Below are 22,245 nucleotides of genomic sequence, written 5' to 3'. Positions count from 1 at the left end.
ATCCAGGTCGTGCATAACTCCATCATCAACACGGAGCGTCCCCTCATGAACATGTCCACCCATTTCGATTGCAGGATGAACCAACGCGGCATCAGGAAAGGCCTGACCGATCTCGCCCTCGAGCTGGGTGAGATGGACGGCGATCGCTACGTCCTGACCACGAGGATCATCGACCAGGAAAACGAGAAGATGCGCCTCAGGAAGAAACTTCTCGACGATGCCCGCAAGAAGGGCGGCGTGGTGGTCATAGCCGAGGACGGCACCCTGATTACCACCTATCACACCGACAGCTTTAACGCTAAGCTCGCCAAAAATAAGTAACTCCTGCCTCTAGGTTATCATGAAAACTCAAGAAATCCTCGACCAGCTCAGGTCTGCCATGACCCTCTCGCAGGGTGTTTCCGGGCTCCTGGAGATCACCGCAAACCTGGTTGGCGACAACCGGCCGCTTGAAGCGCTCGAATGCGCCGATACGCTGCGCAAGGAGGTCGCCCAAATCTTTGAAGGCGTAGGCCGCGCAATCCTCGGCACCACGCAGCAGGAGCGTTATCGGACGCTGTCTGAACTGCTTGATGCTGTCTCCGACGACCGCTTCCTCGGAGAGGAGTGGATCCGACCTGAGGCCAGCCAGAAGCTCATCGCCATGATCGGAGACGCAGCTTTGGTCCGGTTCTCCTATCCGGCCGCCATGCGCCCCTGCTTGGATTACACGATGGACTGCGTCCTTGCCGGACGCGCTCCGAACATCCGTTTCGTGACGCCCTCCGCGAGTCAGTCGAGCATGATGGGGCACATTCTGACGATCCTCGATCTGCAGGGCATGGTTTCCCTGGACATCGACTGGGGCTGGGATCGCCCTGGGGTCAGCGAGACCGATGTCGAGGTCATGCTCCCGCCGTTCGGCGTGACCGGGAAAGATGACCACACCATTCCGCAGCGCACCCTGGCCAGCCTCGGTCTGGAGCGCGGGAAGATCGGGCGTCTGCTCTCAGAAACCCTGGCCATTGCCGATGCGATGGAGATGACGCTTGGTCGAGTGATCCTCTCGACGACACCGGGCTCCATGTTCCGGATGGTCGGCAGCGAGACCGTGGCGCGGGAAAACCTCCTGCGCAGCGATCGCCTTGAAGCGATCATGGGTGTGCCGTCCGGCATGATGTTCACCAACACGGCCATTCCGACCCTGCTCGTCACCCTGTCGCCGGCGGACGGGAAGCGCAACACCGTGCGGTTTGTCGACCTCGGGCATGAGCTCGTGGCCTCGAAGGGGCGCCGTGGTCGGTTCGAGGTACTGCCGAGCGCATCCTGGGCGGACCTGGCGGCCGGAGCGAAGGTCAAGGACCGCGCGCTGGCGCGGGACGTCTCCTTCGAAGAAATCCGCGAGAACAACCTCGTGCTCGTGCCGAACCGATACCTGAGCACAGGGGCCCGCGAGCGTATCGATGCGCTTCTGGCAAAGCACGATGTCGCTGCACTGGAGGAGCTCGTCGAGTTCATCCGCCCAGTCAGCATTTCCGAGGATGAAGGGGGTGAACTCACCCTGCTCGAGGCCATGCCGTCGGACATCGGACTGGACGGGTTCGTCGGCGAACCGAGGCGCGCCGTGCGTGTGGGTGCGGCCAAGTACAACAAGGCTCGCAACCAGCGCCTGATCCCTGGCGACGTGCTCATCGCCGTGAAGGGGACCGTGGGTTCGGTCGCCCTGGTGCCGGAAGGCATCCCGGAGGAAAACGCCGAGACGATCTGGACCGCGGGCCAGTCGATGATGATCCTGCGCCCCACCCGGCGCGGCGGCATCGCGGCGCTGACGCTCTACGAGTACCTCTCTGACCCGACGGTGCAGGAGCACATTCAGTCGCTTGCCGGCGGCGCGGTGATCCAGTCGATCGGCATGAAGGACCTCAAAGCGCTGCCGATCCCTCTGCCGGACCTCGAGACCCTGACGGAGATGCACGAGGGCTTCCAGCGCCGGCAGGAAATCCTCGTCCGGATCGAGGAGCTGCGGAAGCAACTCGAGGATGACAGGGCCGCCTGCTGGCCGCATCAGAAGCTCCGAGCGACTGACTGAATAAAAGGCCGGGATTCCACAAGAATTCCGGCGACCAGCTATATCAATCCGCAATCCTTGCGCCTACTTTCCCGGTAGGTCGAGCATTGCACTACGAAATTGGAGACCGGCCTTGAGCCAAGAAACGAAGAACAACACGACCCTCGCGGACTTCATCTGGAAAAACGCGGACGACCTCTGGGGCAATTTCAAACACACCGATTTCGGCAAGATCATCCTGCCGTTCACCCTTCTACGCCGCCTGGAATGCGTGCTCGAACCGACGCGCGAAACCACCCTGCAAGCAGTCGAGACCTTCAAGGACAGTGGCATCGACATGGGCGTGCTGCTGCGCCAGCAGACCGGCTATCCGTTCTACAACACCTCGAACTACACCCTGGCAAGCCTGGGTGCGACGCGGACCCGTCAAAACCTCGAGGACTACATCGGTCAGTTCTCGGACAACGCCCGGGTCATCTTCGACCAGTTCGATTTCATCAACACGATCGCCCGCATGGACCGGGCCGGTGTGCTCTATAAGATCTGCTTGAACTTCGCCGCGATGGACTTGCACCCCGAGGCGGTCCCCGAGCGGACCATGTCCAACGTCTACGAACACCTGATCCGCAAGTTCGGCGCCGAGGTGAACGAGGCTGCGGAAGACTTCATGACGCCGCGCGACGTGGTTCACCTGGCAATCGAGCTTCTGCTGGAGCCGGACGACGAGTTGTTCCGCCAGGACGAAGGCCTGATCCGCACCCTTTACGACCCGACATGCGGCACCGGTGGCTTCCTGTCGGACGGCATGGAGCACTTCGCCAACCTGCGTGACCGTTTCAAGGTTGCCCCGGTGATCATCCCCTACGGCCAAGAGCTCGAACCCGAGACCCATGCGGTCTGCCTTGCAAGCATGCTGCTCAAGACGGTGGAGTCCGACCCGGGCCGCGACCTGTCGAAGAACATCAAGCTAGGCAGCACGCTGTCGGACGACCAGCACCGACCGGAGAAGTTCCACTACTGCGTTTCGAATCCCCCGTTCGGAAAAAAATGGGAGATGGATCAGGTTGCAGTGACCCGCGAGCACAAGGAGCAGCAGTTCGAGGGCCGCTTCGGACCCAAGCTGCCGCGCGTCAGCGATGGGTCCATGCTGTTCCTGCTGCACCTGCTGAGCAAGCTTGAACGCCCCGAGAACGGCGGCGGCCGCGCGGCGATCGTCCTGTCGGGGTCTCCCCTGTTCAACGGCAACGCTGGCCAAGGTGAATCCGAGATCCGTCGCCATCTGCTCGAGCAGGATGCGGTTGAGGCTATCATCGCCCTGCCGACGGAGATCTTTTTCCGGACCGGGATCGGCACCTACATCTGGATCCTGTCTAACAAGAAACCCGCTCATCGCAAGGGTAAGGTCCAGCTGATCAATGCCACCGGTCTTTACGAGTCCCTGCGCAAGAGCGAGGGCAACAAGCGCCGCAAGGTCGGCGAGGAGCAGACGCGCGAAATCGTGCGGATGTACTCCGAATTTGAGGCGTCTAAGGAAAGCCTGATCCTCGACAGCACCGAGTTCGGCTATCGCCGTATCAAGGTGTTGCGCCCGCTGCGCAAGAAGATGGTCCTCTCCGAGGACGGCATCGCCGCACTGGCGGACGAGAAGGCGTGGGAGAAGCGGTCCGCCGAGGAGCAGGCCGCCTGGCTGGACCTGTTCCGTGAGAACATGGACCGCGAAGAAGGTTGGCACTGGATGGAGTCCTTCGCCAAGAACTCCGCGAAGCGCACCGATGCCCTGGGCAAGGTCGATGCGGCCCTGATCAAGGCGTTCCAGAAGGCCTTCGGCGTGCGTGCCCCCGAACTCGACGAGGTGGTCGACAAGAAGGGCAACGTGATCCCGGATGATGACCTGACGGACCACGAGAACGTGCCGCTGGGGACAGACATCCGCGACTACCTGGCCGCCGAGGTGCTGCCCCATGCGGAAGACGCCTACATTGACGAGACCTTCCGGGATGAGACAGATAACGGCATTGGCATCGTGGGCTACGAGATCAATTTCAACCGCTACTTCTACGAATACCAGCCGCCGCGCGAGCTGGAGGATATCGACGCCGAGCTAAAAGCTGTGGAAGCTGAGATTGCCGGGATGCTGGCGGAGGTGACGGAATGAGCCTGCCGAAACATACCTCGTTCAAGCCCGCTGTTGCGCCGTGGATCCAGGAAATCCCCTCGCATTGGGTTGAAAAACCCTTCTACGCTTTGGCACGCGAACGGAAGGTGAAGAACAAGGGGATGAAGGAAGACAATCTCCTGTCTCTAAGCTACGGGGAGATTGTTCGCAAAGACATTAACACCCCCAATGGCTTGTTGCCGGAGAGCTTCGAGACCTATCAAATCGTTGAGCCCGATGATGTTATATTTCGCCTAACTGATTTGCAGAACGACAAACGCAGCCTTCGAAGTGCAATCTGCTCCGAGCGCGGCATCATCACGTCTGCATATTTGGCGGCTCAGTTTGAAGGCATTCTGCCTGCATTCATGAACTACCTTATGCGTGCTTATGACGTGCAAAAGGTCTTCTATTCGATGGGCGGAGGCCTTCGACAGTCGTTGGGCTTCGAAGATCTGCGCAGAATGTCGATTGTCTCGCCTTCTATCGATGAACAAGTCGCCGTCGTGAATTTCCTCGATCATGAGACCTCGCAGATCGACAGATTAATCAAGAAGAAGTCCCGGTTCATAGAGCTTCTAACAGAAAAACGCGTCGTAGAAATCATCGCAGCAATTTCTCCAAAGGAAAGTTGGAAAGTTTTCCCGTTCTGGTCTATTGCGAAATCGAAGTCCGTCTCAGGGCACCCAGAAGAAGGGCTATTGTCCGTTTATCTCGACAGGGGCGTCATTCCATATTCAGAGGGTGGGGGCCTTGTTCACAAGCCGGCCGAAAGCCTTGAGAAGTATCAGCTGGTTGAACCTGGAGATTTGGTCATGAACAACCAACAAGCATGGCGCGGATCACTGGGTGTTTCTAACCATCGAGGTATTGTAAGCCCTGCTTACCTCGTTTTGCATCTTGATCAGACCAAGATCGATCCCAGCTTCGCCAATTATATGTTCCGCGCTCGTCCTTACGTGGAAAAATTTATGCTGGCGTCCATGAGCGTTGGCGACATTCAACGTCAGATTAAATGGCCCCACCTTAGGGTGGTACCTGTCACAGTACCTGATGTGGCAGAACAAAAGAGGCTTGCAGTAGCACTCGATCAGGAGGGTGACCGCATCGCCGGACTTATCACCAAGACCGAACGCAGCATTGAGCTTTTGAAAGAGAAACGCTCTGCCCTGATCACCGCCGCCGTGACCGGCAAAATCGACGCAAGGACCGCGGCATGAGCGACCTGCACCACGAAAAGCACCTCGAAACCTACATCGTGTCCAAGCTCCAGGCGCAAGGCTGGCTGGTGGGCACCTCGGCCGGATACGACCAGGACCGCGCACTCTACCCCGAGGACCTCGAGGCTTGGCTGAAGAATAGCCAGAAGGCCAAGTGGGATCGTCTGGAAGCCACCAACAGCGCCAACACCATGAAGAAGGTGATGAACCGCCTCGAGGACGCCCTCGAAAAGCACGGCACCATGCACGTCCTGCGCCGCGGGTTCGACATCGCTGGCGCCGGGCACCTCGACATCTCTGAGGCTGCACCCGAGGACAAGCGCAATGCCAGCATCCTGGCGCGTTACGCCGCCAACCGCCTGCGCGTGGTGCCCCAGCTGCGCTACCATCCCGGTCGCGAGCTGGCGATCGACCTAGCGATGTTCCTGAACGGCCTGCCGCTCGCCACCGTCGAGCTGAAGACCGACTTCACCCAGTCGGTCGAGCACGCAAAGGAGCAGTACCGCACGGATCGCCTGCCGGTGGACCCGGTATCGAAGCGCAAGCACCCGCTGCTGACCTTCAAGCGCGGTGCCGTGGTCCATTTCGCCATGTCGGACAGCGAGATCTGGATGACGACCAAGCTCGCGGGTGAAGGCACGTTCTTCCTGCCCTTCAACAAGGGTTTCGAAGGTCATGGTGGCAACCCGCCGGGCGAGAATGGCGAATACCCGGTGTCCTATTTCTGGGAGGATATCTGCCGCCCGGATGCCTTCCTGCGGATCTTCCACAACTTCGTTTACGTCGAGAAGAAGAACGTAGTGGACCTGAAAGGTAACTGGTCCGTCAAGGAGACGCTGATCTTCCCGCGCTTCCATCAGCTCGACGCCGTCAACAAGATGATCTCCGACGCCAAGGAAAAGGGCCCGGGCCAGTCCTACCTGTGCGAACATAGCGCAGGTTCCGGCAAGACATCGACGATTGCCTGGACCGCACATGACCTAGTGAAGCTGCGCCAGGATGACGGCACGCCGGTCTTCGACGCGGCGATCATCGTGACCGACCGAAACGTGCTGGATGGCCAGCTGCAGGATGCCGTTCAGCAGATCGACCACCAAGCAGGCCTGATCGCAGCGATCGATCGCGAGGGCACCTCGAAGACGAAAAGCGAGCAGCTGACTGAGGCGATGCTGAAAGGCACGCCGATCATCGTCGTGACGATTCAGACGTTCCCCTTCGCTATGGAGGCCATCCTCACCGAAGGCTCTCTGCAGAACAAGAACTTCGCCGTGATCATCGACGAGGCCCACACCTCCCAGACCGGCAACACGGCGTCGAAGCTGCAGGCGACCTTGGCGCTTTCCTCGAAGACGGACATGGCGGACATGACGATCGAGGAAATTCTTCTCGAGGTGCAGAAGGCCCGCAAGCGTCCGGAAAACGTCTCTCATTTCGCATTCACGGCAACGCCCAAGCATTCGACCATGATGCTATTCGGCCGCCCGGAAGACCCGACACGGCCGGCTGCCGACGACAACCTGCCGGTCTCGTTCCACAAGTACGAGATGCGTCAGGCGATCGACGAAGGCTTCATCATGGACGTCCTGCAGGGCTACGTACCCTACAAGACCGCGTTCAACCTCGGTCAGGACATGGTGGAAGAGGAGCGGGTTGACGGGAAGGCCGCGAAACGGGCGCTTGCGAAGTGGATGGCGCTGCACCCGACGAACGTGACCCAGAAGGTCCAGTTCATCATGGAGCACTTCTCTGCCAACGTGGCGCATCTGCTCGAAGGCAAAGCGAAAGCGATGGTCGTCACCAGTTCGCGTGCCGCAGCTGTTCGCTACAAGCTGGCCATCGATGCCTTCATCGAGCAGAACCCTTCTTACCAGGGCATCCGCGCGCTGGTTGCATTCTCGAGCAAGATTACCGGTCGAGAAGCCATGCATCCCAGCGATGAGATGCTGCAAAACGACCTGTTCATGGTCGACGAGGATGCCGAATTCACCGAGTCAAACATGAACCCGGGCCTGGGCGGGCAGGATCTTCGGATCGCGTTCGACCGGCCGGAATACCGGGTCATGTTGGTCGCCAACAAATTCCAGACCGGCTTTGACCAGCCGAAGCTGGTGGCAATGTACATCGACAAGAAGATCGCGAATGCCGTCGAGATCGTTCAGACACTGTCACGCCTGAACCGGAATTTCCCCGGCAAAGAAAACGTGTTCATCATTGACTTTATCAATGATCCCGAGACCATCGAGGCTGCGTTTCAGCAGTACGACAGCGGCGCCAAAATCGAACAGGTACAGGACCTGGATGTCATCTACGACATGAAGGACCAGCTCGACGAGCAAGGCATCTACGACCTTTCGCACGTGGAAGCTTTCAGCATCGCCCGATACCAGACCGCTGCGGCCTTCGCAGCGAAAAGCGACACCGAGCATCGGGCCATGTACGCAGCGACCCAGGCGCCGACCGACACTTACAATGCCCGCCTCAAGGATCTTCGAAAGGTCGCGCAGGATGCGGAGGACGCCTTCGAGGCAGCTGAGGCTTCAGGTAATGAAGAAGCGAAGAAGAAGGCTGACCATGATCGCCGGAAGGCGGCCGAAGCAATCGGGCAGATGACTGAGTTCAAGGCCGGTTTGGCGCGCTTCTCGCGGACCTATGCCTACATTGCGCAGCTGATCGACCTCGGCGACCCCGACCTCGAGAATTTCGCGGCCTTTGCGAAACTGCTGGCCAACCGTCTCGACGGTGTACCGCTGCAGAACGTCGACTTGATGGGCATCACCCTGACCGGCTACGACATCAAGGAACTGGACCCGACAGGGAAAGCTCCCGAGCCCGCAGAACCTCTCGCGCCGGTCGGGCCGGGCGGCTCACCGCAGCCTGGAGGTTTGCCGGTTTACATCCGGGAGATCATCGAGAAGCTGAATGGCATCTTCGGAGAGGCAACTCCTCTGAACGACCAGATCAATTTCGTGAACCAGATTGCGTCCATCACTCGTGAAAACGGGAACGTCATGGCTCAGGTGGAGAAGAACACCAAAGAGCAGGCAATGAAGGGCAACCTGCCCGGCGCTGTTGAGGCGGCAGTCGCACGCGCGATGTCTTCGCATGCGGCCCTGGCGACGATGCTCCTGAAAACCGACAAGCAGGGGCTCGGGCTGTTGAATGCCGTCGTCTACGACATGCTGAAGTCAGGTGGGCACATCGATCTGGAGGGGCCGGGAGCATGAGCGACATCCCTATCTCAGGAACACAGCGCGGTTTGGCATGCCAGTATTGAACCTTCCTTCAGCTGAAAGGCTCCATGACTTTGCGCTGTCGCTGCACTTCGACGCGTGGGAACGCTTACTCAGGCTCATCGAAGATTTCGAAATGGACGAGCAAGGTGACTTTAAAGCTCGTGCGGATGAATGGGCTGCATTCACGGCAACAGCAAACCGTGAACTCGAAATGACAACAAGCTATATCGCACAGGCGTCGGAACTAGCGATGAAGGCCACACTTTGTGAGGTTTCACCATACCTATTATTGCTCGGGCACGGAGATGCGTTGAAGTCCGGCAAGACTAATATCGATTTTTCTGACCTCAGAACAATTGATGCAGTCGATTTGCCAAATGCTATCAAGGTTTTCGGCACCACACCTCTGCCGGATCGGTTTATCGACAGCTTCAACGAGCTACGAAAACTGAGGAACAAGTCGACACATATGGGTGAGAGTTTCACGTCACTGGATCCCAAATTTCTCGTTGAAGCTCTCACCGTGCAGTTCTGCAGCCTCTGGCCAAACCGAAGATTTCTGCATGAATGGCTGAGGCTTTCTGAGCGCGGAACCAATTCATACTGGAAGAAAGACGAAAACTGGTCACGCGAAAACCACGTTTTTCGTTTTCTTCCATTCCTCCAAAGACTGCTGACCAAGGGTCAATTCAAGAGGCTACTCAATCGAGAAAAGTCCACCCGCAGATATCTTTGCCTGAAATGCCTGTATGAAGCTGAAAATGATTGGAGTGACTGGCATCTCTCTGAAATTCAGACTTGTTTCTTATCAGAAAGCGGAGACACCCTTGAGTGCGAGGTGTGCCTGCAGTCCTATCCAGTAACACGCCAGAAGTGCCTCGATGGAAAATGCCGTGGAAACGTGATTTCGGGAAACCACCCCGAGGTGGACGCGGGCTTGTGCCACACCTGCAGGCAGGACCAGGAAGAATTGGCGGCAAGCGCCAAGAAGCCCCCTCCGCAGCCTGATTTGAAAATCGTGTGAAGCTCAGCTCAACTGAAATGAACGAGCAAGGCAGACTAATGAAAGACCCCAAGGTTTTCCTCAAGAAGATCGGCATGCAATTCGACGTCAAGCCGGCGCAGATCGACAAACGCTTCCAGAAATCGCTCTCCCCTGACAAACAGGATGAAGTCGAAGAGATCTGGGCGATGATGTCCATGAACATGGCGACTGGATGTGACCTGTACCCTTTGCCAGAGACCCTGAAGCAGGCCGCGATCCTTTTCTCTCACGATGCTCCGCGCTACCGCGCCAGCCTTGCATGGTTGCGAACGGTTGCCTTGGCGTCGGAGGCATCAAGCGTTTTTGAAGTTGGGTCTGGCGCTGGCTTTGCCAGCGCATTCCTTCAATCCGAGATTGCTGGCGTGTCCGTCGGCGGCATTGACGCCATTCCGAGCCTTGTCGACATTGCCTCCGAACTCACTGGATCCGAGTTCGCCTGCGGGAACTACCTTGATACAGAGGGGCGTCCCGAGAACGATCTGGTCATCTGTGATTTTGGCTTCGACCTTGCGAATTTCCATCCCTCTCGCAAGCCACATGGAACCGCAGTCGCTGGTCGATATGAATACTGCCCAGGGTGCAGTGAGGACTTCGTCCCGCAGTTTGCACCGTACTTCGCAGCTTGGAAGTCTTGGATGCGCCCGACGGGGCGTTTGGCAGTTGTCGGGCGTTTCCAGAACGTTGGGATGGTGCTGGCCGCCGGGCGCGCCGCTGCGAGCTGTGGCCTCGGCCTCGTGGATGACCTTTCGACCAAGTTGAGAGTCGACACACCTGTCGGCAAGCAGGCGTTCCCGGCGCTGGTGTTCGAAATTTCCTCAGAGCCTACCTTCACACCTGAGGATTCGGCCAGGGTCTACGCTCGCTGATCAACGCAAACGCGGCCGACCCAGCGTCTCCGCGCGCTCCAGCATTTGCACCACGTCCCGCAGGCTCATCCGGCGCCCCGTCAGCGGGGGCACTCAGTCATGGGAAATGTCATCGTCTCGAAACATTGCGTTGTAGAAGTTTGAGACCTTGTCGAGATCAATGGGCTGCTCGGGATCACTTACCGCCACGTAGACATGAGAGAGCTTCCTTACCTCAACCATCGTGAGGCTGGGGTGGACTGAGAGTAGAGCGTCCTGCACCCGGTCGTAGTGCTGCAAGAGAGCTTCGGCCTTCTCTGGTGCGATGACCGAAGGCTTACCTGTGAAGAGCTCTTCTAGATCGCAACCCGTCATGATCAGAAGCTCCTTGATGGCCTCGCTGGGAACCGCACGCTCGCCTTGCTCGTAAAAGCGGTAAGTGCGCAGGGATACGCCCATCAGCTTGCCCATCTCCGTTTGTGACAGCTTCCACTGCTTTCGAAGGCGTTGCAGTCCCTTGTCGATCGCGTACCGGTCTCGTTTCGCCGCTCGCTCCCTATCTTGAGTCTCCGCAAAGACGTCAGGACCTTGGTCCTTCAAGGTCTCTGGGGGCTGGGGCTTGAAGCGAAACTTGTCCATTTGAACTCCTATGGGTCGCATCCTGCCTACCATGGCTTGACATGGATTTCTATGGGTCTCATTGTGCCTAAGTGTGACGGACATGGGTTCCATACGACCCTTTTGCCGAAAGGAGGTTGATATGAGAAGTGAGTTTCTCGGCGAATGCCGCACGCCAGAACAATGGTGCCAGCTGCTGCGGTCTCAAAACGTTGTCATGTCGTCCCGCCGTTTGCGGTCCAATGCGCGCCGATTGGGTCAGTTTTATCGACTTGGGCGCACCATGCTTCTCGATTCCGATCACCTTAAGGCGATTCTTGAAGCGGAGGCTGACGGCACAAGGGTCCAATGCAAGACCGGGGCAAAATCGCCCGAGGAGCGTTAGTGATGTCGAGGATTGCTCCATTCTTCGCGAAGGAGGAGACCGCAGCACGTCTGCTGGACATGGGCGTTACCGAGTTCCGTGCGCTTGTCATGGACGGCCATCTCCCGAAAGCACGCGAGATAGCGCCTGGCGTGTCGCGCTGGAATTCAGAAGACATACGGAAGCTCGATCAGGGGAGCAAAATTGACGGCATGGATGAGGTCGACTGGTGAAAAGAAAAAAGTACCTTTGGCAGCATCCATCGGGCCGTTGGTATGTTCGTAAGGCTGGGCGCTATTATCCGATCGACGCGCTTGAAGGGACTTCAGAGTTTGATGCGCTGTATTGGCAGATACTGAGCGGTCGAGCCATTCATGCGCGAAGGTCTTGGTCTCCACTGATCGTAGAGCTCAAGCAGACCGAGAAATGGGCGAATTTCTCGGCTCGCTACCGAAAGGACCTTGAGCCGATTTTTCTCTATCTCGATGAAAAGATTGGATCAAAAGACGTTTCTCTGCTGCGTCCCAAGCACGTTTATGAAGCCATGGATGCGAATGCTCATCGTGTGAGGTTTGCGAACTACATCCCCGTAGCGATCACCTTATTGGCCCGCTTGGCTCGGCGAAAAGGTTGGCGGACTGATAACCCAGCCGAGGGTATCGAGCGACTGGCGGTTCCGAAAGAACGACAGAAGCCCCACTATGCTTGGCCAGACGATGCGGTCCAAAAGATGCGCGAAGAAGGTGCCGAGTTGCCAAAGCTGATCCTCGAGATAGGGATCGGCAGCGTACAGAGGCCAGGAGATTGGGTCGGCTTTACTTGGGGTGACTACGACGGGGAAAGTTTGAGGCTTGTCCAGAACAAGACTGGCACCTCGCTGAAGTTGCCATGCACCGAGGAGCTCAAGCTGAAGCTCGATGCCGCTAAGGCAAGCCTAAAGGCGCCGCCCTTGCCAGAACGGCCAATTCTGGCGCGGGCCGATGGCACGTCGATGTCATACTACATGCTCGCTCGTATCATGCGAGAGGAGCGAGCCAGGCTGGGTCTGAGCAAATACGATCTTCACGCCCTGAGGTACCGGGGGGTGAAGGAGTTAGCGTACGCTGGATGCACTGACGACGAGATTGCAAGCTACTCTGGCCACATGTCGAAGTCCATGATCCGCAAATATGCGGGGGAAGCGCGGCAAGAAATGCAGGCGAAGCTCGCGCATGCGAAGCGCGAACGGTTCCGAACCAAATCATGAACGAACAGAGAAACTGATACTAGGAGTGATACACTATGAGACTTCAAGCTGCTAAGCGCTTGAAAATATTGGAGGCGAGTACCGGAATCGAACCGGTGTACACGGATTTGCAATCCGCTGCGTCACCACTCCGCCAACTCGCCATCCGTGGTGTGTTTCAGGCGTTTAGACGACTCGACGGTGTTGCGCAAGTGGTTCTGCCATACAGTTTCCCACACATTCCTGTTCCGTTCTTGGTCCAGCCTGAGCGACGTTTGGCCTGGTCGCCAGACGGAGTTCGGCAAGGGCGACGGTGGCGCTCGACGCTGTCCTTCCTCAGCTGAGGCTGGAAAGGTCGAGTATCGGCTTCTGGCCACCGGGGCGTTCGGCCTCGGCAAGGGCTTGTTGCCATTGCGGGGCCGGGAATACTCTTGGCTCTGAGGGCGGGGCCTCTGCGAGCAACGGCCAGATTTCCGAGAACGCGGCCTGCATGCCCTGCCTTGCCAGGACCGTGAAATGATCGCGCATGTGAAACCGGTGATAGCGCGCCCTGAGCCCGGCTCCGGTTGTCACTGGTTTGCCCGTCAGAAGGCCATAGGCCACGAAGTTCGCCTCGCCGCGCATCCCTCCCAGAACATGTGTCCCGATGTCGCCGCCAAGAGAGTCGAAGACAATGTCGGCCAAGGCGGAGGCCTTCGAAATGGTGCCGAGATCCTGGGTTGAGATCGGTTCGATGCCCATTTGGCGCAACCGACCCTTCCGGCTCTCCGAACGATAAGTACCCATGACACGCGTGGCTCCGTGGGCGATGGCCCACCGCCCCAGATGTTCGGCACAGCTAGATCCCGCGCCACTGAGCAGAACCACCTTGCCGCAGGCGGGCCAAAGCCGAAGCATCGTGGCGGCAGCCATGGGATTGATATAGGCCCGCGCCGCAACGATGTCGGGAATCGTGTCGGGCACCTCCACGGCATGGTGGGCCGGACACTCGACATAGGTTTGCCAGGTGCCTTCTCCCCGCAGCGGCAGGACACGTCGACCAACCATGTGAGAGAGGGCCTCCGGAGCTTCAACCACACGCCCGACACCTTCGTATCCCGCGACGGCCGGCAGCGAAATCCGATGGGCATAGGCTCCGGTGATCGGGATCAGATCGGAGGGATTGACCGGCGCATGTGAGACTTTCACGCGAAATGTCCCAGGGGCGCGGGGCGGCAGCTCGCGATCAAGCATTTCAAGGGTCGTTTGTGGCGCGCCGAACGCCCTGTAGATGAACGAGACACGCTTGCGCACCGGAAGGCTTTTGCTGGACATGCGTTGCCTTAGCCCAAGACAAGAGCGTCAGGAATAGGCTGGATCCGGCCATGCGACGTCGCCGCGGGTCGGGCACCGGGCAGACAGCAGCGGACGTCGCTCACGGTCCAGAGCCGCCCTTGATGGTCTGCGCCGTGAGTGTCCGGCGCTGTGCCGCGTTGATCGTGAATACCTCATGTTCGCATTTGGCATGACCGGCTGCTCAGGAGGTGGTCACACGAGTCTGCGCGCTCTTCTGCCTCGCGGTGAAGTTCCTGAGCAAAACACCTTGATATCGCCGCCGGACGCCACTAGTCGGGTTTCCGACAGATACACTCGACAATGGGGGCGCTCTCGATGCCGCACAAAACGATCATGGCGATTGCAATCGCATCTGCGGCCTGCCTTGGCTCGGCGGCCCTGGCAGAAACGGACTACCCCCTCACGATAGAAAACTGCGGGCAGTCGGTCACCTTCGAAGAGGCGCCGCAAAACGCCGTCGCCCTCGGACAGAACAGCGCCGAGATCATGCTGATGCTGGGGCTCGAGGACCGCATGGCCGCAACCGCCTTCTGGCCCAACACGGTGCTGCCGGAATTGGCCGAGGCGAATGACGAGGTGGAGCTTCTGACGGTCGAATTTCCCTCGCTGGAATCGGTGCTGGCAAAGCAGCCCGATTTCGTGGCGGCGATGCTGGTCACGCTCATGGGGCCTGACAGCAAGGTCGCCAAGCGCGAGGATTTCGAGCGCCTGGGCATTCCGACCTACCTGTCCCCGAGTGCCTGCTCGGTGACCGAGGTCTCCACCGACATCTACGGCGCGCGCTCCGAGCTCTGGACCATGGAGCAGCTCTACAAGGAGATCGAGGACCTGTCGCGCATCTTCGATGTCGCCGATCGCGGCGAGGCCGTCATCGCCGAACTGAAGGCGCGCGAGGAGGCCCTGCGCGGGCGCTTCGAGGACCGTGAGGACCTGTCCTTCCTGTTCTGGTTCTCCAGCCCCTCGCCCGAAGACGATGCGTACCTTGCCGGCGGCAATGGCCCCTCAACTTATATCGCGGACCTTCTGGGCGGCACCAACGCCGTCAAGGCATCCTCCGAATGGCCGACCCTTGGATGGGAAGGCATCATGGCGACCGATCCCACCGTGATCGTCGCGGCCCAGGTTGACCGCAAGCGCTGGAGCCTCGACGAGGCCGAGAACAAGATCGCCTTTCTCGAGAACGATCCGATCGTCAGCCAGATGGAGGCCGTGCAGAAGGGCCGCATCGTGGTGATGCCCGGCGCCGCGACCAATGCCAGCATCCAGACCCTCTACGGGGCCGAGCAGGTAGCCGAGCAGCTCGAGGCGCTCGACCTCTCGGAATGAGTACGGGCGTCATGGATCGCGGCATGGTGCGGCTCGGGCTGCTGACGTTGGTCTCGGCCGCGGTCCTGGCCTTTGCCATCGCCTTCGCGACCGCCATCGGGGACTACACGATCGGGCTCGGCACCGTGTCCCTGGCCATCACCAACGGGCTTGGACTGACCTCCGCCGAGCTTCCGCCCATAGAGGAAAGTGTGGTCTGGGATCTGCGCCTCAGCCGGGCGCTCGTCGCGGCGCTTGCCGGGGCGGGGTTGTCGCTCTGCGGCGCGATTCTCCAGGCGCTGCTGCGCAACCCGCTGGCCGAACCCTTCGTGCTGGGCATCTCGGCCGGCGCCTCGACCGGCGCGGTCTGCGTGATCGTGCTCGGCGTCGGTGCGGGCAGCCTCTCGCTCTCGGCCGGCGCCTTCGCCGGGGCCTTCGCGGCCTTCGGCGTGGTGGCGATCCTGTCGAACGGCGCGACCAGCGGGCCGAACCACACGATCCTGGCCGGCGTCGCCGCCTCGCAGCTGTTCAACGCCCTGACCTCCTACATCGTGACTACGTCCGGGAATGCCGAACAGGCGCGCAACGTGATGTTCTGGCTGCTGGGCAGCTTCGGCGGCGTGCGCTGGCCCGACGTCCAGCTTCTGATGCTGATCGTGCCGATGGGCCTGGCGCTCTGCATCTACCTGGCGCGCGCCCTCGACGCCTTCACCTTCGGAGACGAGGACGCGGCGGCGCTCGGCGTACCGGTGGGGCGGATACGGCTCGTGCTCTTCGCACTGACGGCCGTGATGACGGCCACGATCGTCAGCATGGTCGGCGCGATCGGCTTCGTCGGCCTTGTCGTGCCCCATGCCGCGCGCTTCGTCGTGGGGCCGATGCACATGCGCCTTTTGCCCGCATGCGCGGTCATCGGGGCGATATTCATGGTGACCGCGGACATCGTGTCGCGTGTGATCGTGGCGCAGCAGACGGTGCCGATCGGCGTCGTCACCGCGCTGGTGGGCGTGCCCTTCTTCGCCATCATCCTCTACCGTGCGAGGCCGCAGGCATGAGCGTCGTTGCGGAAAACCTCTTCTGGGGCGTCAAGCGCAGGACCATAGTGTCGGACGTGTCGCTGACGGTCGCACCCGGCGAGACGCTGGGCCTGATCGGCCCCAACGGATCGGGCAAGTCCTCCCTGCTGAGGCTCCTGGCAGGGCTGCGGCGCCCCACCTCGGGGCATGTCGAGATCAACGGCCAGGACGTGACGCAGGTCTCCCGCAAGGCGCTGTCGCGCGAGGTGGCCTTCGTCCAGCAAAGCTCCGCGACCGATACCAATGTCACCGTCGCGGACGTGGTGCGGCTCGGGCGCACGCCGCACCGCTCGGCGCTCGCGGGCTGGTCCGAAACCGACGAGGCTGCGGTTGGCGAAGCGCTCGAGAGCGTCGGCATGACCTCGCGCAAGCGGCAGTCTTGGCAGACCCTTTCCGGCGGCGAACGCCAGCGGGTGCATATCGCCCGCGCGCTGGCGCAGACGCCGAAGGTGATGTTCCTCGACGAGCCGACCAATCACCTCGACATTCATCACCAGATCGAGATCCTCCGCATGGTGCGCGATCTCGACCTGACCAGCATCATCGCCCTGCACGACCTCAACCTCGCCGCGATGTTCTGCGACCGCATCGTGGTCCTTCAACAGGGCGCTATCTGCGCCTGCGGGACGCCCCAGGCCGTGCTCACGCGAGATACCCTGCGCGATGTGTTTCGCGTCTCGGCACACATCGGCGTATCGGAAGATGCCGGTCGCCCGCATATCCGCTTCAGCGCAGAATGAGCCTCTTCGGATCGAGCAGGATGATGGAATGCCCCGCTGCACGCGCCGACGCCCTGGCCGTGCAGGCGTGAACGTGGCGCTACCACATGCAAGCAACCTGGCGGCCTGACCGGACGCAGCGCCTGGCAACACACTACGTGTCCTTTCGCCCCTCGCCTTTGCCATCATGGGCGCCTGACCGCAGCACGCCCTAGCTGCCGGTGACCGCGTCTGCCCCGTGGCGGGGCTCCAGGCCAGTTCGGTCCAGCCGTGCCAGCGGCCCTCGGCATCCATCCAGCTGGCGCCGAGAGAGGTGTTGACCGACAGGCGAGCGCCCCTGGTCGACCAGCGAGAAGCCCCCTACGCATCGCAGCCTAGGGGGCGCAGCGCGGATCACCGACTGACCCGCCGCCGAACGATTGGGTTCAGGGGGGCGCCGAGGAGGATGCCGAGGTTCCAAGAGGACCGCGGCTCCCGCAGGCGCGCGCAATCTCCATCCACCTGTCGAAGATGGGGATCGCGACGGGCCACCGGTTTCCATCGAAAAGGCGCGCCAGCGTTCTTGCGAAACCCGCGATTCGAAGGTTCAGCCCGTGCCGTTGCGGGGCAGGAGGCCGCGCCGCCCGCCCCCCGCGTCAGGCCGCCCGGGGGCCGTCTGGCTCCTTGGCGCCGGTCATGAAGGCCACGGCGTCGGACATGCTGTATTCCTTCGGATCGATCACGCAGAGGCGACGGCCAAGACGGTGGACATGAATCCGGTCGGCCAGCTCGAAGACATGGGGCATGTTGTGGCTGATCAGGATGATCGGGATGCCCCGCTTCTTCACGTCCTGGATCAGTTCCAGCACGCGGCGGCTCTCCTTGACGCCGAGGGCCGCCGTCGGTTCATCGAGGATGATCACCTTCGACCCGAAGGCCGCGGCCCGCGCCACTGCGACCCCCTGCCTCTGGCCGCCCGAAAGGGTCTCGACCGGCTGACTGATGTTCTGGATGGTCATCAATCCGAGATCCGACAGCTTCTGCCGGGCGAAATCCTCCATCGCCTTTCGGTCGAGCTGGCGCAGGAGTTTTCCCATCCACCCTTTCTTCCTGATCTCGCGGCCCATGAACATGTTGTCGGTGATCGACAGCGCGGGCGACATGGCGAGGGTCTGGTAGACGGTCTCGATCCCGGCCTCACGACCGTCGTTGGGCGATGCGAAACGGACTTGTTTGCCCTCAACGTAGATCTCGCCCTCGTCGGCGGTCACGGCCCCCGACAACGCCTTGATCAAGGTGGACTTGCCGGCCCCGTTGTCACCGATCACGGCAAGGATCTCACCCGGGTAGAGCTCGAAATCGCAGTTATCCAGCGCGGTGACCTTGCCATAGCGTTTGGTCAGGTTCTTTGCAGAGAGAACGGGCTCAGTCATGCCGACACCTTTCTGATCCATTGGTCCACGGCGACGGCGACGATGATCAGCACGCCGATGAAGAAGTAGGTCCACTGCGCGTCGGCCCCCAGAAGCCGCAGCCCCAGGGAGAAGACACCGACGATCAGCGCCCCGAACAGCGCGCCCAGGATCGACCCACGCCCCCCGAACAGGGAAATGCCGCCGATCACCACGGCAGTGATGGATTCGATATTCGCCTCGTAGGCCGAGGTGGGGGAGACCGAGCCGAGCCGCCCGATCAGCGCCCATCCGGCAAAGCCGCAGATCAGGCCGCCCAGCATGTAGACCGACATCAGGGTGCGGTGGACGTTGACGCCCGACAGCGCCGCGGCCTCGGCATCGTCGCCCACGGCATAGACATGCCGCCCCCAGGCCGTGTTCTTCAATGCCCAGGCGAGCCCCAGCATCAGCAGGATCATGAAGACCACACCGATGGTAAAGACCGCGCCGGCGACCTCGAACCGCGTGCCCATGAATTGCAGGATCGGCGCGCTGGCCTCGATGTCCTGAGAGCGGATCGTCTCGTTCCGGGAATAGAGGTAGTTCGACGCCAGGATGATCTGCCACGTGCCAAGCGTGACGATGAAGGGCGGCAGCTTCATCTTGCTGACAAGCAGCCCGTTCAGCGCGCCGCAGAGCGTACCGAACCCAAGCCCGCACACCACCGCGATGGAGGGCGGGATCCCGTAGCGGAAGGCGAACTGGCCCATCACGACGGAGGAGAACACCGTGATCGCCCCCACCGACAGGTCGATCCCGGCGGTCAGGATGATCAGCGACTGCGCCGCTGCGACGATGCCGACAATCTGCACCTGCTGCAGGATCAGCGTCAGCGCGAAGGGCGAGAAGAACCGCGATCCCAGCAGCAGCCCGAAGACTGCGATCGAAGCCAGCAGGACGATCAGCGGCACCAGCGCGGGGTTCCCGTGAAGGACATCGTGGACCTTGTGCAGCAGGCCCTTCTGCCGGCTTTCGAACGAGGCGAAACTCTCCTCTCGCCGCGTTTTGACGACATCCTCGTAAGCGTCATCCTGGCTCATGAGCTGTCCCTCCCGTGACAGGCGTTATGACCGGGGCGCATGCGCCCCGGCTCTTTCAGGCTTGGCGTGTCGCGGTCTGGATCAGCCCCAGCACCGCTCCAGCCCCTCGTCCACGGTGATCGACGTGACGCCCTCGACCGGTTCGCCCGTCACGAGCTCGACCCCGGTGTCGAAGAAGTCCTTGCCTTCGGTCGGCTGCGGCAGCGTGCCGTCCTGAGCATACTGGTGGATCGCCTCGATCCCGAGGGCCGCCATGTCCAGAGGGTATTGCTGCGCCGTCGCCCCGATCACCCCGTCGCGGATGTTCTGGACGCCCGGGCAGCCGCCATCGACCGACACGATCAGCACGTCGTCGGCCCGGCCAAGCGCGTCCAGCGCCTCGTAGGCGCCAGCGGCGGCGGGTTCGTTGATCGTGTAGACCACGTTGATGTTGGGGTCCTTCGCCAGCAGGTTCTCCATGGCGCGGCGACCGCCTTCCTCGTTGCCCTGCGTCACGTCATGTCCGACGATGCGCGGGTCATCCTCGTCCCCGTAGCGGCCCGGATCCTTGATATCGATCCCGAAGCCCTGCATGAAACCCTGGTCGCGCAGCACGCCCACCGTGGGCTGGCTGACATTCAGGTCGAGGAACGCAATGCGGGCGTCCTCGGCCGCGTCGCCCAGCTTGGCGGCGGCCCATTGCCCGATCAGCTCACCGGCACGGAAATTGTCCGTCGCGAAGGTCGCGTCCGCTGCATCCGCCGGGCTCAGCGGCGTATCCAGGGCAATCACGATGGCACCCGCCTCCTGGGCCTGTTCGACTGAGGACACGATCGACGAGGTGTCCGAGGCCAGCAGCAGGATACCGTCGGCTCCGGCGGCGATGCAGGTTTCGATGGCCTGGGCCTGCGTTTCGTGGTCGCCGTCATACTTGCCGGCGAAGTTCATCAGCTCGATGCCCAGCTCTTCCGCCTTCTGTTGCGCGCCTTCACGCATCTTCACGAAGAACGGGTTGGTGTCCGTTTTGGTGATCAGGCAGGCCGTGGTCTGGTCCTGCGCCATCGCCGCGCCGCCGGACACGGCAAGCGCCATGGCCGTGAGTGCCGTTGCGTATTTCATGATGTCTCCTCCTGAATTTTGCCCACGGTTGCGACAGGTCAAGCCCACCGAACTGCCGAAAGCGGCCGACTCCTCCAGTCGGCAGGCAGAGCATGGACCAACGAAAAAGCGCTCGTCAATGCCTTTTGTAAACTTGCTTTATAAAGTCTGGTTGACAAAAATAGCCGAAGGGAGGGGCTGACATGGACGATATGCTGCAAGATCGCCTGGCCGCCGCGCAGGAGCGCAGCGCGAACGAACGGGCGATCCTGAACCTGCTCCGGCAGGAAGGGCCAACGCCGGCGGCCGAGATCGCCCGGCGGATGGATCTTTCCGTTCAATCGGCCTCGGTCATCACCCGCAAGCTTGAGGCCGAGGGACTCGTCCAGCGCGGCGCGCCCGTTCGGGGCGGGATCGGCAAGCCGTCGCGGCCGATCAGCCTTAATCCGAACGGCGCGTTCTCGATCGGGTTGCGGATCGGCAGGCGGCGTTCCGACCTGATCCTCATCGATTTCGAGGGGCGGGTGCTGGGCCAGCGCACGGCCACCTATGCCTATCCGACGCCCTCGCTATGCCTCGACCTCGCGCGGGCCGGGCTCGAGGCGTTCGGCAAGATCCTGACGCCGGAGCAGAGAGAGCGCATCGCGGGGATCGGAATCGGGATGCCCTTCGACCTGTGGAACTGGCTGGACCTTCTCGACGCCCCCCAGGCCGAGATGCAGGCCTGGCGCGACTTCCCGGCGCAGGAAGCCTTCTCCGAAGCGCTCGGGCTGCCCGCCTTCGTCGGCAATGACGGCTCTCTCGCCTGCCATGGCGAGCATCTTTTCGGTGCCGCGCGGGACCTGCCGGATTTCGGCTATATCTATGTCGGCGCCTTCCTGGGGGGCGGTATCGTCATCGACGGGCGCCTCTATCTCGGGACGCGCGGAAATGCCGGGGCCCTGGCCTCGCTGCCCGTGCCGGGGGCGGACGGTGCCATGACACAGATGGTCGAGTTCGCCTCGATCCACAGTCTCGAACGTCGCCTCGATGCGCGCAGTCCCGGGGATGGGGCGTCGCTGCTGAAGCAGGATGCCTGGCTCGGCTTCGACGACCTGAAAGCGACCTGGATCGAAGAGACGGCCCGGCAGATCGCGGCGGCCAGCATGACCCTCGTGGCCGTCCTCGATGTTCCCGTCATCGTCATCGACGGCAGCTTTCCCTCCGAGGTGCGGGAGACGTTGGTGTCGCGGGTCGACGCCCTCGTTGCGGTCTGGGACGCGAGGGGCATCCACCGCCCGCAGATCGTCGCCGGCACGCTGGGAACCAAGGCCTGCGCGCTCGGTGCGGGCTATCGTCCGATCGTCGCACGCTACCTTGTGGAGTGAAGCCCTCCGGTCATCGCATTGCGGGATGCGCGCATTTGTCTTCTGCTCCGAATGATCCGTAGAAGTGAGCGCGAAGCGATCTTGCAGCGGCGTTGCGTGAAGCTGAGTTGCGAACTGTCGAGTGTCGGTTCGGCGGACCCG

General features: G+C 61.1%; 18 protein-coding genes and 1 tRNA gene. 13 read left to right on the top strand and 6 right to left on the bottom strand.

Features of this window, described 5'->3' with window-relative positions:
* Positions 1-45 precede the first annotated feature (45 nt).
* The 7 genes from CVM50_RS16985 (at position 46) to CVM50_RS16960 (ending at position 10,566) form a co-directional block, all read left to right on the top strand.
* Positions 46-321, top strand: coding sequence for a hypothetical protein (locus CVM50_RS16985; protein ID WP_085886659.1), 276 nt, complete (start codon positions 46-48; stop codon positions 319-321).
* A gap of 19 nt (positions 322-340) precedes the next feature.
* Positions 341-2,068 (top strand): N-6 DNA methylase, encoded by a 1,728-nt coding sequence (locus tag CVM50_RS16980; RefSeq protein ID WP_085886506.1) that lies wholly within the window; start codon positions 341-343, stop codon positions 2,066-2,068.
* Positions 2,069-2,180: 112 nt separating this feature from the next.
* Entirely contained in the window at positions 2,181-4,202 is a 2,022-nt protein-coding gene (locus CVM50_RS16975) for a type I restriction-modification system subunit M (RefSeq protein ID WP_085886507.1), read from the top strand.
* Positions 4,199-5,422: a restriction endonuclease subunit S domain-containing protein gene (locus tag CVM50_RS16970; RefSeq protein ID WP_085886508.1), complete on the top strand. Its 1,224-nt coding sequence runs from the start codon at positions 4,199-4,201 to the stop codon at positions 5,420-5,422. The genes CVM50_RS16975 and CVM50_RS16970 overlap by 4 nt, the downstream gene beginning before the upstream one ends.
* Entirely contained in the window at positions 5,419-8,646 is a 3,228-nt protein-coding gene (locus CVM50_RS16965; RefSeq protein WP_085886509.1) for a type I restriction endonuclease subunit R, read from the top strand. Before CVM50_RS16970 ends, CVM50_RS16965 begins: the two co-directional genes overlap by 4 nt.
* Positions 8,647-8,683: 37 nt before the next feature.
* A complete protein-coding gene (locus CVM50_RS21455) occupies positions 8,684-9,679 on the top strand; it encodes a hypothetical protein (RefSeq protein WP_143515553.1) in 996 nt (331 codons plus the stop codon).
* A gap of 38 nt (positions 9,680-9,717) precedes the next feature.
* Positions 9,718-10,566 (top strand): hypothetical protein, encoded by an 849-nt coding sequence (locus CVM50_RS16960; protein ID WP_085886510.1) that lies wholly within the window; start codon positions 9,718-9,720, stop codon positions 10,564-10,566.
* 93 nt (positions 10,567-10,659) lie between these two features.
* Here the strand turns inward: CVM50_RS16960 and CVM50_RS16955 are convergent, their stop codons facing one another.
* On the bottom strand, positions 10,660-11,184 hold the full coding sequence (locus CVM50_RS16955; RefSeq protein WP_157792215.1) for a helix-turn-helix domain-containing protein: 525 nt from the start codon (positions 11,182-11,184) through the stop codon (positions 10,660-10,662).
* 366 nt (positions 11,185-11,550) lie between these two features.
* Here CVM50_RS16955 and CVM50_RS16950 point away from each other — a divergent pair, with 366 nt between their 5' ends.
* Both CVM50_RS16950 and CVM50_RS16945 read left to right on the top strand, forming a co-directional pair.
* Positions 11,551-11,760 (top strand): hypothetical protein, encoded by a 210-nt coding sequence (locus CVM50_RS16950; RefSeq protein ID WP_085886512.1) that lies wholly within the window; start codon positions 11,551-11,553, stop codon positions 11,758-11,760.
* Positions 11,757-12,773, top strand: a complete 1,017-nt coding sequence (locus tag CVM50_RS16945; protein ID WP_232618279.1) for a tyrosine-type recombinase/integrase — start codon at positions 11,757-11,759, stop codon at positions 12,771-12,773. Before CVM50_RS16950 ends, CVM50_RS16945 begins: the two co-directional genes overlap by 4 nt.
* A gap of 69 nt (positions 12,774-12,842) precedes the next feature.
* Here the strand turns inward: CVM50_RS16945 and CVM50_RS16940 are convergent.
* Both CVM50_RS16940 and CVM50_RS16935 read right to left on the bottom strand, forming a co-directional pair.
* Positions 12,843-12,916: transfer RNA gene (locus CVM50_RS16940), tRNA-Cys, on the bottom strand.
* 172 nt (positions 12,917-13,088) lie between these two features.
* Positions 13,089-14,066 carry a zinc-dependent alcohol dehydrogenase family protein gene (locus CVM50_RS16935; RefSeq protein WP_232618278.1) on the bottom strand — a complete coding sequence of 326 codons (978 nt, stop codon included), beginning with the start codon at positions 14,064-14,066 and terminating at the stop codon, positions 13,089-13,091.
* Between the two features lie 336 nt (positions 14,067-14,402).
* On the opposite strand from CVM50_RS16935, the gene CVM50_RS16930 reads away from it, so the two are divergent.
* Genes CVM50_RS16930 through CVM50_RS16920 form a run of 3 tightly spaced genes read left to right on the top strand, consistent with a single transcriptional unit; the run spans position 14,403 to position 17,208 of the window.
* Positions 14,403-15,413 (top strand): ABC transporter substrate-binding protein, encoded by a 1,011-nt coding sequence (locus CVM50_RS16930; RefSeq protein WP_085886662.1) that lies wholly within the window; start codon positions 14,403-14,405, stop codon positions 15,411-15,413.
* Positions 15,410-16,447 (top strand): FecCD family ABC transporter permease, encoded by a 1,038-nt coding sequence (locus CVM50_RS16925; RefSeq protein WP_085886513.1) that lies wholly within the window; start codon positions 15,410-15,412, stop codon positions 16,445-16,447. Before CVM50_RS16930 ends, CVM50_RS16925 begins: the two co-directional genes overlap by 4 nt.
* A complete protein-coding gene (locus CVM50_RS16920; RefSeq protein ID WP_085886514.1) occupies positions 16,444-17,208 on the top strand; it encodes an ABC transporter ATP-binding protein in 765 nt (254 codons plus the stop codon). Before CVM50_RS16925 ends, CVM50_RS16920 begins: the two co-directional genes overlap by 4 nt.
* Before the next feature lie 614 nt (positions 17,209-17,822).
* Here CVM50_RS16920 and CVM50_RS16915 read toward each other — a convergent pair.
* From CVM50_RS16915 to CVM50_RS16905, 3 genes are all read right to left on the bottom strand, one after another.
* A complete protein-coding gene (locus tag CVM50_RS16915) occupies positions 17,823-18,599 on the bottom strand; it encodes an ATP-binding cassette domain-containing protein (RefSeq protein ID WP_085886515.1) in 777 nt (258 codons plus the stop codon).
* A complete protein-coding gene (locus CVM50_RS16910; RefSeq protein WP_085886516.1) occupies positions 18,596-19,660 on the bottom strand; it encodes an ABC transporter permease in 1,065 nt (354 codons plus the stop codon). The genes CVM50_RS16915 and CVM50_RS16910 overlap by 4 nt, the downstream gene beginning before the upstream one ends.
* A gap of 81 nt (positions 19,661-19,741) precedes the next feature.
* Positions 19,742-20,758, bottom strand: a complete 1,017-nt coding sequence (locus CVM50_RS16905; RefSeq protein WP_085886517.1) for a sugar ABC transporter substrate-binding protein — start codon at positions 20,756-20,758, stop codon at positions 19,742-19,744.
* A gap of 182 nt (positions 20,759-20,940) precedes the next feature.
* On the opposite strand from CVM50_RS16905, the gene CVM50_RS16900 reads away from it, so the two are divergent.
* A complete protein-coding gene (locus tag CVM50_RS16900) occupies positions 20,941-22,104 on the top strand; it encodes an ROK family transcriptional regulator (RefSeq protein WP_085886518.1) in 1,164 nt (387 codons plus the stop codon).
* Positions 22,105-22,245: the final 141 nt, after the last annotated feature.

This window comes from Pseudooceanicola marinus, from assembly GCF_002786295.1.
Lineage (GTDB): Bacteria > Pseudomonadota > Alphaproteobacteria > Rhodobacterales > Rhodobacteraceae > Pseudooceanicola > Pseudooceanicola marinus.
Note: the sequence above shows the minus strand (reverse complement) of the source record. Positions and strands in the feature narration are given on the sequence as shown.